Source organism: Paraburkholderia sp. BR14312 (genome assembly GCF_040948675.1).
Lineage (GTDB): Bacteria > Pseudomonadota > Gammaproteobacteria > Burkholderiales > Burkholderiaceae > Paraburkholderia > Paraburkholderia nodosa_A.
In genome coordinates this window covers 18526-32827 of sequence record NZ_JBFPKI010000009.1, presented here as the reverse complement: position 1 = coordinate 32827, position 14302 = coordinate 18526, and the positions used below count along the sequence as shown (strand labels likewise).

The 14302-nt window shown below is 65.4% G+C and carries 12 protein-coding genes and 1 pseudogene; 10 read left to right on the top strand and 3 right to left on the bottom strand.

The annotated features are described in order from the left end of the window. Window positions 1-49 precede the first annotated feature (49 nt). Window positions 50-1306, bottom strand: a complete 1257-nt coding sequence (locus AB3X98_RS24585) for an MFS transporter (RefSeq protein ID WP_069267478.1) — start codon at window positions 1304-1306, stop codon at window positions 50-52. Window positions 1307-1778: 472 nt separating this feature from the next. On the opposite strand from AB3X98_RS24585, the gene AB3X98_RS24580 reads away from it, so the two are divergent. The 5 genes and pseudogenes from AB3X98_RS24580 (at window position 1779) to AB3X98_RS24560 (ending at window position 5584) form a co-directional block, all read left to right on the top strand. Next, complete coding sequence (locus AB3X98_RS24580; RefSeq protein WP_368606797.1) at window positions 1779-2513, top strand: ribonuclease activity regulator RraA; 735 nt, start codon at window positions 1779-1781, stop codon at window positions 2511-2513. Window positions 2514-2542: 29 nt separating this feature from the next. Then, the gene (locus tag AB3X98_RS24575; RefSeq protein WP_368606800.1) at window positions 2543-3472 is read left to right on the top strand and encodes an SMP-30/gluconolactonase/LRE family protein; all 930 of its coding nucleotides are present in this window, start codon (window positions 2543-2545) and stop codon (window positions 3470-3472) included. A 49-nt stretch (window positions 3473-3521) separates the two neighbouring features. After that, window positions 3522-3632 (top strand): annotated as a pseudogene (locus tag AB3X98_RS24570) (aldose epimerase); the annotation flags it as partial. A 178-nt stretch (window positions 3633-3810) separates the two neighbouring features. After that, window positions 3811-4500 (top strand): FadR/GntR family transcriptional regulator, encoded by a 690-nt coding sequence (locus AB3X98_RS24565; RefSeq protein ID WP_368606796.1) that lies wholly within the window; start codon window positions 3811-3813, stop codon window positions 4498-4500. Between the two features lie 25 nt (window positions 4501-4525). Continuing rightward, complete coding sequence (locus tag AB3X98_RS24560) at window positions 4526-5584, top strand: alpha/beta hydrolase (protein WP_368606795.1); 1059 nt, start codon at window positions 4526-4528, stop codon at window positions 5582-5584. A gap of 134 nt (window positions 5585-5718) precedes the next feature. On the opposite strand, the gene phaP is transcribed toward AB3X98_RS24560, so the two are convergent. Then, complete coding sequence (phaP, locus tag AB3X98_RS24555) at window positions 5719-6282, bottom strand: TIGR01841 family phasin (RefSeq protein WP_069267345.1); 564 nt, start codon at window positions 6280-6282, stop codon at window positions 5719-5721. A gap of 446 nt (window positions 6283-6728) precedes the next feature. On the opposite strand from phaP, the gene AB3X98_RS24550 reads away from it, so the two are divergent. From AB3X98_RS24550 to AB3X98_RS24540, 3 genes are all read left to right on the top strand, one after another. Then, on the top strand, window positions 6729-8192 hold the full coding sequence (locus tag AB3X98_RS24550; RefSeq protein WP_069267346.1) for a catalase: 1464 nt from the start codon (window positions 6729-6731) through the stop codon (window positions 8190-8192). A gap of 275 nt (window positions 8193-8467) precedes the next feature. Then, entirely contained in the window at window positions 8468-9085 is a 618-nt protein-coding gene (locus AB3X98_RS24545) for a cytochrome b (RefSeq protein ID WP_368606794.1), read from the top strand. A gap of 20 nt (window positions 9086-9105) precedes the next feature. Then, entirely contained in the window at window positions 9106-10572 is a 1467-nt protein-coding gene (locus tag AB3X98_RS24540) for a glycosyltransferase (RefSeq protein WP_368606793.1), read from the top strand. A 269-nt stretch (window positions 10573-10841) separates the two neighbouring features. On the opposite strand, the gene AB3X98_RS24535 is transcribed toward AB3X98_RS24540, so the two are convergent. Further along, window positions 10842-11576 carry a DUF2459 domain-containing protein gene (locus tag AB3X98_RS24535; RefSeq protein ID WP_368606792.1) on the bottom strand — a complete coding sequence of 245 codons (735 nt, stop codon included), beginning with the start codon at window positions 11574-11576 and terminating at the stop codon, window positions 10842-10844. 291 nt (window positions 11577-11867) lie between these two features. Between AB3X98_RS24535 and AB3X98_RS24530 the strand changes: the two genes are divergently transcribed. Together AB3X98_RS24530 and AB3X98_RS24525 are read left to right on the top strand one after the other, a co-directional pair. Beyond that, a complete protein-coding gene (locus AB3X98_RS24530; protein ID WP_342946343.1) occupies window positions 11868-13274 on the top strand; it encodes a circularly permuted type 2 ATP-grasp protein in 1407 nt (468 codons plus the stop codon). 40 nt (window positions 13275-13314) lie between these two features. After that, window positions 13315-14268: an alpha-E domain-containing protein gene (locus AB3X98_RS24525; protein ID WP_069267349.1), complete on the top strand. Its 954-nt coding sequence runs from the start codon at window positions 13315-13317 to the stop codon at window positions 14266-14268. Window positions 14269-14302 lie beyond the last annotated feature (34 nt).

The window sequence follows — 14302 nt, the reverse complement described above, 5'->3', positions numbered from 1 at the left end:
AATGCCGAAAGCCGGCACCCTCGCGGGCGCCGGCCGGTGAACAGGGCGATCAGGCCTGCACTTTGTGCGAGGGCTGGAGCGCAGGGCTGCCCGCGTTGTCCTTCTGCTCGTTCGAGATCAGTCGCCATGCCACACAGGCGCCGATGATGTCGAACAGCATCAGGCACACGAACAACGGGTTATAACCGATCGTGCTGGCCACTGCGCCGACGATGAGCGAGAACACCGTCGCGCCGAGGTAGCCGAACATGCCCGAGAGACCCGTGGCCGTGGCGACTTCGTGCTGGCCGAACACGTCCGAAGCCAGCGTGAACAGCGCGCCCGAAATCGTCTGGTGTGCGAAGGTGCCGACACAGAAGAGGGCGATCGCGGCGTAGGGGCTCGCAACGAGGCCCACGCAGGCCGGACCGACCATCAGCAGCGCGCCGGTCGTGATGACGAGCTTGCGCGAAGTGATGAGCGAGCAGCCGAACCAGCGGATGAAGAGCGGCGCGAGGTAGCCGCCCACGAGGCAGCCGAGGTCGGCGGCGAGGAACGGCATCCATGCGAACAGCGCAATCTCCTTCAGGTTCATGTGACGCACGGTGACCATGTACAGCGGAATCCACGCGCCGAAGGTCTGCCATGCCGGTTCCGCGAGCATGCGCGGAATGCCGATGCCCCAGAAGCGGCGCGTCTTGAGCACTTCCTTGAACGAGGCGCGGCGGCCGCGGGTCGACTTCTGCGCTTCGGTCTGGCCTGCGCGGATGTAGTCGGCCTCTTCCTGCGAGAGCCGCGGGTGCTCCGCAGGCATCTTGAAGAACACGAGCCACAGCGCCACCCAGATCAGCGCGCCGCTGCCGGTGACCACGAATGCGAACTGCCAGTTGAACTTGAGAATGCACCACACGACGAGCGGCGGAGCGAGCATCGCGCCGATCGAGGTGCCGGTGTTGAGCCAGCCGGTCGCAACCGAGCGCTCCTTCGCGGGGAACCATGCGCTGATGGCCTTCATGCCGGCCGGGAAGATGGCGGCTTCGGTCATGCCGAGCATGCCGCGGAAAGCCGCGAGCGCGGGCCAGCTGCCGGCCAGGCCGTGCAGCATGTTGGCGACGGCCCAGCCGAACGCGAAGATCGCGAAGCCGATCTTGATGCCCACGGAGTCGAGCACGAAACCCGCGATCGGTTGCGCGAGGGCGTAGCAGGCCTGGAAGGCCGTGACCACGTACGAGTACTGCTGCGTGGTCATGTGAAGCGTTTCAGTCAGCGTCGGTGCGGCTACCGCGAGCGAGCTGCGCGCGAGGTAGTTGAAGATGGTGCCGATCATGACGAGGCCGATGATCCACCACCGCACCCCCTTGATTGTCTTGCGTTGCACTGCGCGTCTCCTGCTGTTGGCGGGCTCTGGCACCAAGCTGTGCCTGGCCGGGATCAAGGGCGCTGCTGTTCGCATCGGGCCCTTCATGTAAGACATCATTCTATTTGCGGCAAAGTTGTAAAGCAAATATTGATGTGATGGGGATTTCCCTGATGCAGGGCCGGGGTCGGACGACCGGCGCGACGTCTGCACGGCCATTTGTTGACTTTGACCGTCATTTCTGGAGCGCGCACGCCGATCTCACGGGTATTTCGCGCCAGTCCGAAGACCGGTCGTCATACATCCTGGGGTGGCCCGCAGCGCAATGGCGGGTTGACAATTTTCGTGTTGTATTACAACAATGCGACTGATCCGCTCGACAGTTTTTCGAGCCACCGCCCGCGCCACGCGCACCACGAAACACGACAACGGACGAGACACGATGACTTCCCCCGCCATGCCCGTGAGCGATGCCGCGCTCGAACAACTGCGCCACGTTTCCAACGCCACGCTCACCACGCAACTTTTCAAACGCGGCCTGCGCAACGTCTTCCTGCAGGGCGTGAAGCCGCTCGCCGCACCGGCGCCGGGCGCTCCCAACCTGGTCGGTCCGGCCTTCACGATGCGCAATATCCCGGCGCGCGAGGACCTCGACCAGTTGAGCGCGTTCCAGAACCCCGAGCATCCGCAACGTAAGGGCGTCGAGACCGTGCCCGCGGGCGCGGTGCTCGTGCAGGACTGCCGCGGCGTGACTGACGCCGCTTCGATGGGCTCGATCCTCGCCACGCGCATGAAGGTGCGCGGCGTGGCGGGCATGGTCTCGGACGGCCCGGTGCGCGACAGCGCGACCATCGCGGCGCTCGGCATTCCGGTGTTCTGCGCGGGTGCTTCGGCGCCGCTCAATCTCTGCAGGCACCACACGATCGACCTGAACGTGCCGATCGGCTGCGGCGGCGTGGCCGTGTTTCCGGGCGACATCATCGTCGGCGATGCGGATGGCGTGGTCGTGATTCCGCGTCATCTGGCCGAGGAAGTCGCGCGCGACGCCACGGAGCAGGAAACGCTCGAGCGCTTCATCACCGAGCGCATCGAGGCGGGCGCGGCGCTGCCGGGCACCTATCCGCCGAACGAGGCAACACTCGCTGCGTACGAAGCCTGGAAGAAGGAGCAGCGTTGAGCGCGCAGCACGACGTGACGCTCGATGCGGTGTCGACGCCCCCTGTGAGGCCGCTCGAGGCACACGTTGCGCGGCGCTCGTCGGTCGGCGAGTGCCCCGTGTGGCGTGCTGAGGAAAGCGCGCTTTACTGGGTCGATATTCCCGCTCAAACGCTCGTTCGCTATGCGGTCGATACGGCGCGCCGCACCGAGTGGACGCTGCCTGAGCGCATCGGCTGCTTCGCGTTCGCGCGCGATGGCGGTGTGCTGGCGGCGCTGGAGACGGGACTTTTTGCCGTGACGCTGCACGAACCGGCCGCGAACGCGCGGGCAGGCGAGGCAAGTGTGCGGCCGCTCGCGAGCGTGGCGCACGAGGCCGCGCGCATGCGGTTCAACGACGGCCGCTGCGATCGTCAGGGCCGTTTCTGGTCCGGCACGATGGTGCAGGACGCGGCGGCGCCCGATCCGGCGGGCAAGCTCTATCGCTACACGGCGCAAGACGGCTTGTCGGCGCCCGTGGTCGAGGGGTTGTGCACGCAGAACGGCCTCGCCTGGTCGCCGGACGGCCGCACTATGTATCTCTCCGATTCACATGCGTCGAGCCGCCTGATCTGGGCCTTCGACTACGACATCGACGATGGCGTGCCCACGAATCGCCGCGTGTTCACCGATCTGCACGACTACACGGGGCGCCCTGACGGCGCGGCCGTGGACGCCGACGGCTGCTACTGGACCTGCGCGAACGACGCGGGCCGCTTGCTGCGCTTCACGCCCGCAGGGCGGCTCGAGCGCAGCGTGGCGGTGCCGGTGGCCAAGCCTTCGATGTGCGCGTTCGGCGGAGCCAACCTCGACATGCTTTACGTCACGACGATCTGCCCGCCGCAGACCGGCGAGCTGGACGGCCTCGTGTTCGCCATCGACGCCGGTGTGCGTGGCCTGCCCGAGCCCGCTTTCGCGGGTCCGCTGCGCGCGACCGACTGATCTTTGCCCTATGCCCTTAACGCGTTGACGATATGCCGCCGTTTCAGGACCGTGGCTCGGCCTGCCCGATGCGATTCACACCGGCCTCGGCCTGCGCTGGCTGGAGCCGGGAGAAACGCAGAAAGCGCAACTGCGCATCCGCGCGAGTGCGCTGCGATAAAGCGGGACAGCGCAAAAGCGTAAGCGCCCGTAAATTGGCTGCAAATTGGTAAAGCGGGACGGAAAGCGCGCAAACACCCGCAAAATGGGGGCTGGCCGGGGGCAGGTGCACGCTATCGGCGTGCCATATGACTTACAATTGACGACACTCCTGACAACCCAAAGTGCACCGTCCGATCATGTCTGAGCAGAAAGCGCCGAATATGCCGGCGCGGATTTACAGCGACATCCTCAATCGCATCATCGAGGGCGAATACAAGGAAGGGGAGCGCCTGCCGACCGAGCACATGCTCGCGGAGCGCTTCGCGACCTCGCGCCCCACGGTGCGCGAAGCGCTTGCCCAGCTGCGCGCAGACGGCATCATCGCCACGCGCCACGGCTCGGGCACGACGGTCATGCGGCGTCCCGACCCGGACGTGCGCCGTTTCGCGCCGCTCGAAACGCTGTCGGACATTCGCCGCTGCTACGAATACCGCGTGGTGGTCGAAGCCGGGGCGGCCTCGCTCGCCGCGCAAAAGGCCGAAGATGAAGACATCGCCGCGATCCAGCGCGAGTGGGACAACCTGCAGACCATCATCGAGACTTCGGGCATCGGCGCGAAAGACGACTTCGCGTTCCATATGGCCGTGGCGCGCGCCTCGAAGAACCAGTTCTTCATCACGGCGCTCTCGGGCATCCAGGAGCAGATGGTGTTCAGCATGAACCTGTCGCGCAACCTCTCGCTCGTGAAGTCGATCGAGCGGCAGCGCCTCGTGCAGCAGGAGCACCTCGAAGTGCTCGAAGCGATCCAGGCGCGCGACCCCGAGCGCGCATCGACCGCCATGCGCGCGCATCTCGAGAGCGCCGTAAACCGGATGTTCGGCTCCTGAGCGCACCTGCGCGGCGTGTGCCTTCATGGGTTCAAACGTTCTGCGCCGGCTGGCTGTTGTGACTGCGACGATCGCGGCGAGCGCGCTGATCGTTGCGCCGGCACCCGCACAGGCTCGCGCCGTGCGACCCGTCAGTGTGATCGCCGACGCGCGCATGACCGTCGATACCCCGCAAGGCCACGCACAATTCCCGCTCTATGTGAGCGCGGACTGGAACGTGCCGCGGCCCGCCGTCCAGCGCGCGGTGGTCATCGTGCACGGACGGCTGCGTAACGCCGATACCTACTTTCGCACCGCGCAGCATGCGCGCGAGCTGGCGGGCGTCGATCCGGCGGCCACGCTGCTCGTCGCCCCACAGTTTCTCGCCACCGCCGACGTGAGCGCGCACCACGCACCGGGCGACCTTCTGAGCTGGCGCGGCAACGCGTGGATGGGCGGCGCGGACGCCGCGAGCGGCGTGCCGGTGAGTTCATACGCCGTGCTCGACGACATTGCGCGGCATCTCGCCGACCGGCGTCTGTTTCCCAATCTGAAAACGATCGTGTTCGCGGGGCATTCGGGCGGCGCCCAGGTGCTGCAGCGCTACGCGATCGCTTCGCATACGGATGCGCTCGCCGCCGCGGGAATCGACGTGCGTTTCGTGGTGGCGAGTCCGTCGTCGTACGCGTATTTCGACGCGCAGCGCCCCGGCGCGAACGGCGCGCCGGCGCCATTCGACGCCTCGCGCTGCGCAGATTTCGACCACTGGAAATACGGGATGGAGAACCGGCCGGCATCCATCGCCGGGCGCACGCCCGCACAGCTCGAAGCGGACTACGTGAAGCGGCGCATCGTCTACCTGGCGGGCGGTAACGACGACGACCCGGCCTCGGCCTCGCTCGACAAGCGTTGTGCTGCACGGGCGCAGGGCGCGCAGCGCGTGGCCCGCGCGCAAGGCTTCTACCGCTACCTGCAAACCCGCCACCCGGATAGCCTGAACCAGACGTTTCATATCGTCCCCGGCGTGGGACACGACGGCGCACGCATGCTCACGTCGAGTTGCGCATTGGCGACGATGTTCGATACGCCTGGCTGCGCGCCTTGACGGCTCACGCTGCGTTGCGCCGGACCCCCCAATGGCAAACGGGCATGGAACTCGCATTGCACGAGATCCACGCCCGTCTTCAGTCCGGCTGGCGGCAGCGGTTGCCTCCGCCAGCGGAAAGTAAAGCGTAACGCTTAGGCAGCCTGCTTGGTGGCGCGCGCCGAAGCTTGCGCGACGGCCTTCGTCGCGGCCTTGCCGGCGGCGTCGAAGTTGCTTTCCGCGAATTCCACAGCCTGCTTCGCAGCCTTGTTCACCGACGTGTACGCGTTGTTGGCGGCGTTCAGCGCCGACTTGATCGCGGCGACAGCGGCTTCCGAGCCGGCCGGGGCGTTCTTCACGGCGTTGTCCACGAGCGTTTCGAGCGCGCGCTGCTGCGTTTCGTACTGCGACTGCGCGGCGGTGGCGAATTCGGCTTGCGTAGTCGAAACGATGCCGTAGACGCTGCGGCCATAGGCCAGCGCCTTTTCAGCGGCGGGCTGGGCGAAGCCGGCTTGCACGGCGAAGAAGCCTTGCGGGTCCTTGGCGGAGAGCGCGCGCTGAGCTTGTTCCTGACCTTCGGCGAACGCCGAGCGGGCCGTTTCGATGTTGAGTTCGGCGAGCTTGATCGCGCCTTCGAATGCCTTGCTCGTCAGGCCGAAGAGGGCCTCGAGACCGGCTTTCTGGTTGGCGGCGAATTGTTCGGGGGTCGGCAGGTTCATGTCTCTTTCCTTTGGGGACGCTACGCGTCGGTTTCGGTTACGAAAACAAACTTTCGGTTCGATCACCGGTTCGCGCAGACAAAGTTTTGTGCGATGCAGCAATCGAGTTCATGGTAACGCATCCATAAAACGTGTCAAGAACTTTTTTGTGCGTCGCAACAATTATGTAAACGCCTGATTTTGGGTGGAAATTTCCAACATGGCGGGAGGCCCCTAAGCTGGGCTGCGCGGCGCGTGAACCGCTTGAGCGCAGCGCTTTGCGTCTGCGCGCAAAATGGCCGTTCCCTCGGGCGAGCGCGGGGTGCCGAAGGCTGGCACCGGCGCGCAGCCCGGGTTGGTCCCCCAATCTAGCAATGGCGGCCCCGACTGCGGCTCGAACCTGCTTTCGCAGTCGAACGGGCGCGGTGCGCGCAGCCGCCATGCGCGAATCCATCAGGAGAGCGGTAATGGGTGCATCGAACGACAAGTCTCCCGGTCATTCCACGACGAGCACGGGCGCGCCGGCTGTCAGCGACCGTAACTCGCTCACGGTCGGTCCTGACGGCCCGATCGTGCTGCACGACGTGCATTTCCTCGAGCAGATGGCGCATTTCAACCGCGAGAAGGTGCCCGAGCGCCAGCCGCACGCGAAGGGCGCCGGCGCGTTCGGCGAATTCAAGACCACCGAGGATGTGTCGCGCTACACGAAGGCCGCGCTGTTCCAGAAGGGCGCGGCCACGGAAATGCTGGCGCGCTTTTCGACCGTTGCGGGCGAAATGGGTAGCCCCGACACCTGGCGCGACGTGCGCGGCTTTTCGCTGAAGTTCTACACGACCGAGGGCAACTACGACCTCGTCGGCAACAACACGCCGGTTTTCTTCGTGCGCGACCCGATGAAGTTTCCGCACTTCATCCGCAGCCAGAAGCGTCTACCCGACTCGGGCCTGCGCAATGGCCAGATGCAGTGGGACTTCTGGACCAACAATCCCGAGTCCGCGCACCAGGTCGCCTATCTGATGGGCGAGCGCGGCCTGCCGAAAACGTGGCGCCACATGAACGGCTACGGCTCGCACACCTATATGTGGGTGAACGCGAAGGGCGAGAAGTTCTGGGTCAAGTATCACTTCCATACGAACCAGGGCATGCAGTTCTTCACCAACGCCGAAGCCGCGGCGATGGCGGGCGAGGACGCCGACTTCCACCGGCGCGATCTGTTCGATGCGATCAAGCGCGGCGAGTTTCCGTCGTGGACGCTCTCCGTGCAGGTCATGCCGTACGCGGAGGCGAAGAAGTACCGCTTCAATCCGTTCGATCTCACGAAGACGTGGTCGCACAAGGACTATCCGCTCATCAAGGTCGGCACGATGACGCTCAACCGCAACCCGGAGAACTTCTTCGCGCAGATCGAGCAGGCCGCGTTCTCGCCGGGCAACACGGTGCCGGGCATCGGCCTCTCGCCGGACAAGATGCTGCTGGGCCGCGCGTTTGCCTATAACGACGCGCAGCGCGCGCGTATCGGCACGAACTTCAATCAGTTGCCGGTGAATCGTCCGAAGGTTCCGGTGCAGACCTATATGTTCGACGGCAACATGGCCTACGAACATAGCGGCAACGCGCCGACTTACGTGCCGAACAGCTTCGGCCGTCCGTGGGCGGATACGACGGGCGCGGCGGACGACGGCTGGGAAGCCGACGGCGACATGGTGCGCAGCGCCTACTCGCTGCATGCGGAAGACGACGATTTCGGCCAGGCGCACGCTCTCGTGCGCAACGTGTACAACGACAAGCAGCGCGAGGCGGTGATCCAGCAGGTGGTGGCGAGCCTGAGCGGCGTGGGCAGCCCCGTGCGCGAGCGCGTGTTCGACTACTGGAAGAAGATCGACGCCGAAGTGGGCTCGCAGATCGAACAGCAGGCGGGCAGCGGCAAGTAAGCCGTCGAAGCCACGAGAGAGCCGGAACGGGTTGCACGGCCCGTTCCGGTTTTTCTTTTGTGCGCGGCCGTTTGCGAGGCGCCGCATGGCGGCCGGCCGCCGCCAAACTGGCAGAACCGCCATCTGGTGGATTCTGCAGCGTCAGGGACGACGGGGCATAATGCGCGAGTCGCCGTGTGGCAGCATCGCGCAATCCCGCCGGCGGACCGCGTGCGGCGGGAATAAAAATGCCGCGCCGGGCGTTATCCCTACTGATCCGCAACGGCCAAGTCCACGTGAAAACTTCCCTTTCCGCCGAATCCCCGTTTGTCGGTGCCGACGCCGGCGCGCAGAAATACACGCGCGTTGCCGTGCTATTGCACTGGTTGATCGCGCTACTGATCCTCACGAACGTCGCCCTCGGCCTGACTGCCGCGCTGCTGCCCGACGGCGCGCTTTCGGACACCGCCATCCGCTTCGTGATCGATACGCACAAATCGATCGGCATTACCGTGCTCGGACTGGCCATTCTGCGCGTGCTTTGGCGTCTTACGCATCGCCCGCCGGCGCTGCCCGCCGAATTTCCGGGCTGGGAGCGCGCGTCGGCGCACGCAGCGCACGTTGCGCTCTACGTGCTGATCTTCGCGATGCCGCTTTCCGGCTGGCTGCACGACTCTGCCTGGGTCGCCGCCGCCTCGCATCCGATGTATCTCTTCGGCCTCGTGCAATGGCCGCGCATGGGCTTCATCATGAATCTCGATCCGGCCACGAAGGAACAGTTGCACAGCCAGTTCGGTGCGCTGCACACGGCGTGCAGCTATGCGCTTTATGGCGTGCTCGCGCTGCATATTGCGGGCGCGCTCAAGCATCAATGGATCGACCGTCATTCGGTGCTGCGCCGGATGATGCCGTGAGCAACAGGTAAGGGTACGACTTGAAAAACACGCTTGAAGATGCGCTCGCACGCACGTCGCCGCGCCTCGTGCCGCCTCCCACGCCATTCGCGAGCATCGCCATCCACCTCGGTGTCATGGCGCTCTGGTTCGTGCTGTTCGCGCGCGCGTTCTTCCTGCAAGGCGTGGTCGCGTGGTCCACGGGCATTGCCTATGTCGTCTACGACACGGTGTTGCTGCTGTTCGTCGCCTGGAAGGCGCGCGTGCTGCTTGCGCCTGCGGCAGCACCCGCGGACGCAGGCGCGGCGAAGCTGCCGACGCTCGGCGTGATCGTCGCCGCGCACAACGAAGCGGCCGTGCTGCCGATCACGCTCGACGCGCTGTTCGCGCAAACCCGCGCGCCGCAGCAGATCTTAATTGCCGACGACGGCTCGACCGACGGCACGGCTGCCTTGCTCGCGCAGCGCTACGGCCTGGCCGACCCAGGCGTCGGCAAGCTGAGCGCGCCTTCGCCGCAGTATCCGAATCTGCGCTGGCTGAAGCTCGCGCACGGCGGCAAGGCGCGCGCGCTCAATGCGGCCTTGCTTGCGATCGCAACGGAAACGGTCATGACCGTGGACGCCGATACGCTGCTCGAACCCGACGCATGCGCTGAGATGGCGAGCGCGTTTGGCCGCGAGCCGGCCCTCGTCGCGGCGGCGGGCCTGCTCACGCCGGTTTGCGACCATACGTTGAGCGGCCGTTTTTTCCAGTGGTTCCAGACCTACGAGTACATCCGCAATTTCATCTCGCGCTTCGCGTGGATGCGCGCCGACAGCCTGCTGCTAATCTCGGGCGCGTTTGCGGGCTTTCGCCGCGATGCGGTGATGGCCGTGGGCGGCTTCGATGTGGATTGTCTCGTGGAGGACTACGAACTGATTCACCGCTTGCGCCGTTATTCGGCGCGCAAGGGCCTGGGCTGGGATGTGCGTGTGCTGGGCACCGCCCGCGCGCGTACCGATGCGCCCGGTACGCTGACGACCTTCCTGCGTCAGCGCCGCCGCTGGTTCGCGGGCTTCCTGCAAACGCAGTACTGGTATCGCGACATGACGGGCAACCGCAAGTACGGCAAGCTCGGCCTCATGATGCTGCCCGTGAAGGCGTTCGACACCGTGCAGCCCATTTATGGACTGACGGCGTTCGCGTTGTTGATCGCCTTTTTGTTCGACGGCCGCTTTACGATCGTGCTGCCGGTGCTGGGCGTAATCGTCGGCAAGATCGCGATCGACCTCGCGTTTCATTTGTACTCCGTACATCTTTACCGGCGCTGGAGCGGCGACCGCACGCACTCGAGTTTCGGCATGGCGTTTCTTGCCGCCATCTTCGAGCCGTTTTCGTTCCAGTTGATGCGCCACGGAGGCGCGGCGCTCGGATGGCTGCATTTCCTGCTCGGGCGGCGCAAGTGGGGCGTGCAGAGCCGCACCGGGCTGGCGGCGGCGCGCAACCGCGAGAGCGCGACGTCTCAATGATCTGATTTCCGTGGCATTCGACTTGCTCCCAGGTTAAAAGGGCCGCGCCACGCGCGCGGTTCCGGCCTTTAACCGGTCAGGGAGAATCAAATGCATCGAATCAGCGTCCTCGCTTTACTCTTGCCGCTCGCACTCTCAGGCTGCCTGTCGTTTAGCAGCAGCGATCCCAACCCGCCACCGCCGCGTACCGTCGTCGTGCCGCAGCAGCCGGCCACCGAGGCGCCGCCACCCCCGCCGGGTGCGGCTTGTGTTGCGCCTTGCTGATCGATTCACTGACCTGCGGCAGCGTTGTGCATTGCGCCGTCCGGCGCTTTCGCCTCCAGCGCGTGCCGCACTTCGCGCATCAGGCTGCCCGCGAACAGCACGTCCGGTACATCGTCGAGACCCGCCGAGCGCAACGCTCGCGCGGTCCACGTGTTGCAGGTATGCAAGGCATCGTAAGTCCCTGACGCCGCGAAATAGACGCTGCCCGTATAGGGTCCGTCGGCGAGGCGGCGCGGCGCGCCATCCGCGTCGGCTTCCAGCGAAGTGCGCAGATAGCGCTGAACGCTGGCAAGTCCGGCGTCGCCCACCGGCACCTCCACGACGTTCTGCGGGCCGAAGGCCGCCTCCGGGGCCGCGCGCAGTACTGTCATCAGGACGGTAGCCTGACTCGGTATGAGTGCGCCGATCATCGTCAGCGGATCGTGGCGGCGTTCCACCACGAACTGTCTCTCTCCAAAGCCGAAACACAGGACGGTTGCGTCGTCGAAGCCGCGCGCGAGTGTGTCGACCCAGGCATCGGCGTCGCGCACCCGCAGGCAGATATCGGTATGCCAGTCGCGCTGCACGACGGCAACTGACGTGCGCGTTGGGCCGTCGCGGGCCGCCGGTTCGAGCGCGGCGGGCAAGGGACCGGCCATGTTCGTACATGCGCCGAGTGCGAGCGCGGGCACGATTGCGCAAAGCGCTTGCCACGCAGCAATTTTCGTACGACGCTCGTTCACGCAGGTCGCTTCGGTCATTGGAACTCAAGGCCCTCCAGTTGCGTGCCGCGTCTGCATATAGCGTGCCGCGCGAGCGCATTGCACCACCTTGAAGCGCAAAATCGGCGCCGCATTGGCATGCCCCGTTTCGACGCCGCCGAACCGCCCCGCGTTGCACCAATCGAGCGCATGAAACGCGCTCCAGGGCCGATGGCATACGCCTTGCTTTTTCCTGTACCGCAGCGCGCAACGCATCGTCTCGCCTCATTCATGAGACGAAACGCGGCGGCGCCCGCTGACCGAGTTGCACTCACGCGCGAGAACGAACCGATGCAAGTCCATGACGAAATGCGCGACGAGGGCGCGGTGCGCCCGCACTACGAACGCTTCCAGCAGTGGCTGGAGAGGCAGACTGGCGAGACGATGGCGCGCAAGCGCGCCGAGGCGGACCTGTTGTTCAGGCGGGTCGGCATCACGTTCGCGGTGAACGGCGACCTCTCCGGCACCGAACGGCTCATTCCCTTCGACCTCATTCCACGCATCATTCCCGCAGACGAATGGGTTCTGCTCGAGCGCGGACTGCGCCAGCGCGTGCAGGCGCTAAATCTGTTCCTGCACGACGTCTATCACGAGCGCAACATCGTGCGCGCCGGCGTGATTCCGGCCGAGCAGGTCTACACCAATGCGCAGTACCGGCCGGAGATGCAGGGCATCGACCTGCCGCTGGGCGTGTATGCGCATATCGCGGGCATCGACATCGTGCGCGATGGGCGCGACGGCGCGTTCTACGTGCTCGAAGACAATTTGCGCGTGCCCTCCGGCGTCTCGTACATGCTCGAGAACCGCAAGATGATGATGCGGCTCTTTCCTGAGTTGTTCGTTCAGCACAAGGTGGCGCCGGTCGCGCATTATCCCGATCTGCTGCTCGATACGCTGCGCTCGGTGGCCCCCGAAGGCGTGGACGATCCGACCGTCGTGCTGCTCACGCCCGGCATGTACAACTCCGCGTATTTCGAGCATACGTTTCTCGCGCAGCAAATGGGCGTCGAGCTGGTGGAGGGCAAGGATCTATTCGTAGAGGATAACTACGTATTCATGCGCACGACGCAAGGGCCGCGTCGCGTAGACGTGATCTACCGGCGTGTGGACGACGATTTTCTCGATCCCCTGGCGTTTCGCCCCGACTCCGCGCTCGGCGTGCCGGGGCTGCTCACGGCCTACCGCGCGGGCCGCGTCGTACTCGCCAATGCGATGGGCACGGGCGTGGCAGACGACAAGTCGATCTATCCGTATGTGCCCGACATGATCGAGTTCTATCTCGGCGAAAAGCCGATCCTGAAGAACGTGCCGACGTGGCAATGCCGCCGGCCCGACGATCTCGCCTGGACGCTCGAACATCTGCCGGATCTCGTCGTGAAAGAGGTGCACGGCGCCGGCGGCTACGGCATGCTGGTCGGTCCCGCATCCACTCGCGAGGAGATCGAGGCGTTTCGCACCCGGCTGCTCGCGCGGCCTGGCAATTACATCGCGCAGCCCACGCTGTCGCTCTCCGCTTGCCCAACCTTCGTCGAAGCGGGCATCGCGCCGCGCCATATCGATTTGCGGCCCTTCGTGCTCTCCGGCAAGACGATCCAGATGGCGGCCGGCGGTCTCACGCGCGTGGCGCTCAAGGAGGGCTCGCTCGTCGTCAACTCGTCGCAGGGCGGCGGGACCAAGGACACATGGGTGCTCGAATGATTCCACTGGCCCTACCACACGCACACCAAGAGGTTCGACCATGCTGAGCCGCACCGCCGATCATCTGTTCTGGATGGCCCGCTACATGGAGCGCGCGGAGAATACCGCGCGCATGCTGGACATCAATCTGAAGGCGCTCCTGCTGCCCGGCAGCGCGGACGCCGAGGCGCGCACGCATCGCGCGATGCTGCGGATCTCGGAACTGGAGCCCGCCTTCGATGCGCGACACGAGGAAACGACCAGCAGCAACGTGCTCAAGTTTCTCGTTGCGGACCCAACGAACCCGTCGAGCATCTACTCGTGCCTGCAGGCGACGCGCGAGAACGCGCGCGCGGTGCGCGGCACGCTCACCACGGAATGGTGGGAAACAATCAACGACACGTGGTTGCAATTCGTCGAGCTGTTGCGCGGCGGTGAGCTGGAAGCGCGTCCCGATGCGCTGTTCGAGTGGGTGAAGTTCCGCTCGCATCTGTCGCGCGGCGTGCGCCTTGGCACGGCGCTGCAGGACGACGCGCTCTTCTTCACGCAGCTCGGCACATTCCTCGAGCGCGCGGACAACACGGCCCGCATTCTCGACGTGCGTTTCGTCGACGTGGAAAACGCCGACTCGCGCTCGGCCGCGCGTCAGCTCGAGGACTTCTACTACTGGACCTCGATTCTCGGCTCGGTTTCCGCGCTCGAAATCTATCGCAAGGTTTACCGCGACGTGGTGACGCCCGCGCGCGTGGTGGAGCTGCTCATCCTCAACCAGCAAATGCCGCGCTCGCTGCTGGCGTCGCTGGATGGCGTCTGCACGAATCTCGCGATGCTGCGCACCGATGGCTCTCGCGAAGTGGAGCGTACTGCGGGCAAGCTGCGCGCCGAGCTGCTTTATGCGGACCTGCGGCAGATCTTCTCCCTTGGCGTGCATACGTTTCTTACGCAGTTTCTCGCGCGCGTGTACGAGCTGGGCAATCAGGTGGCGCGCACCTATCTGATGTTGCCGGTCGGTTAGCGCGATCCCGCGCTCATCGAACTCCCAATCGCCT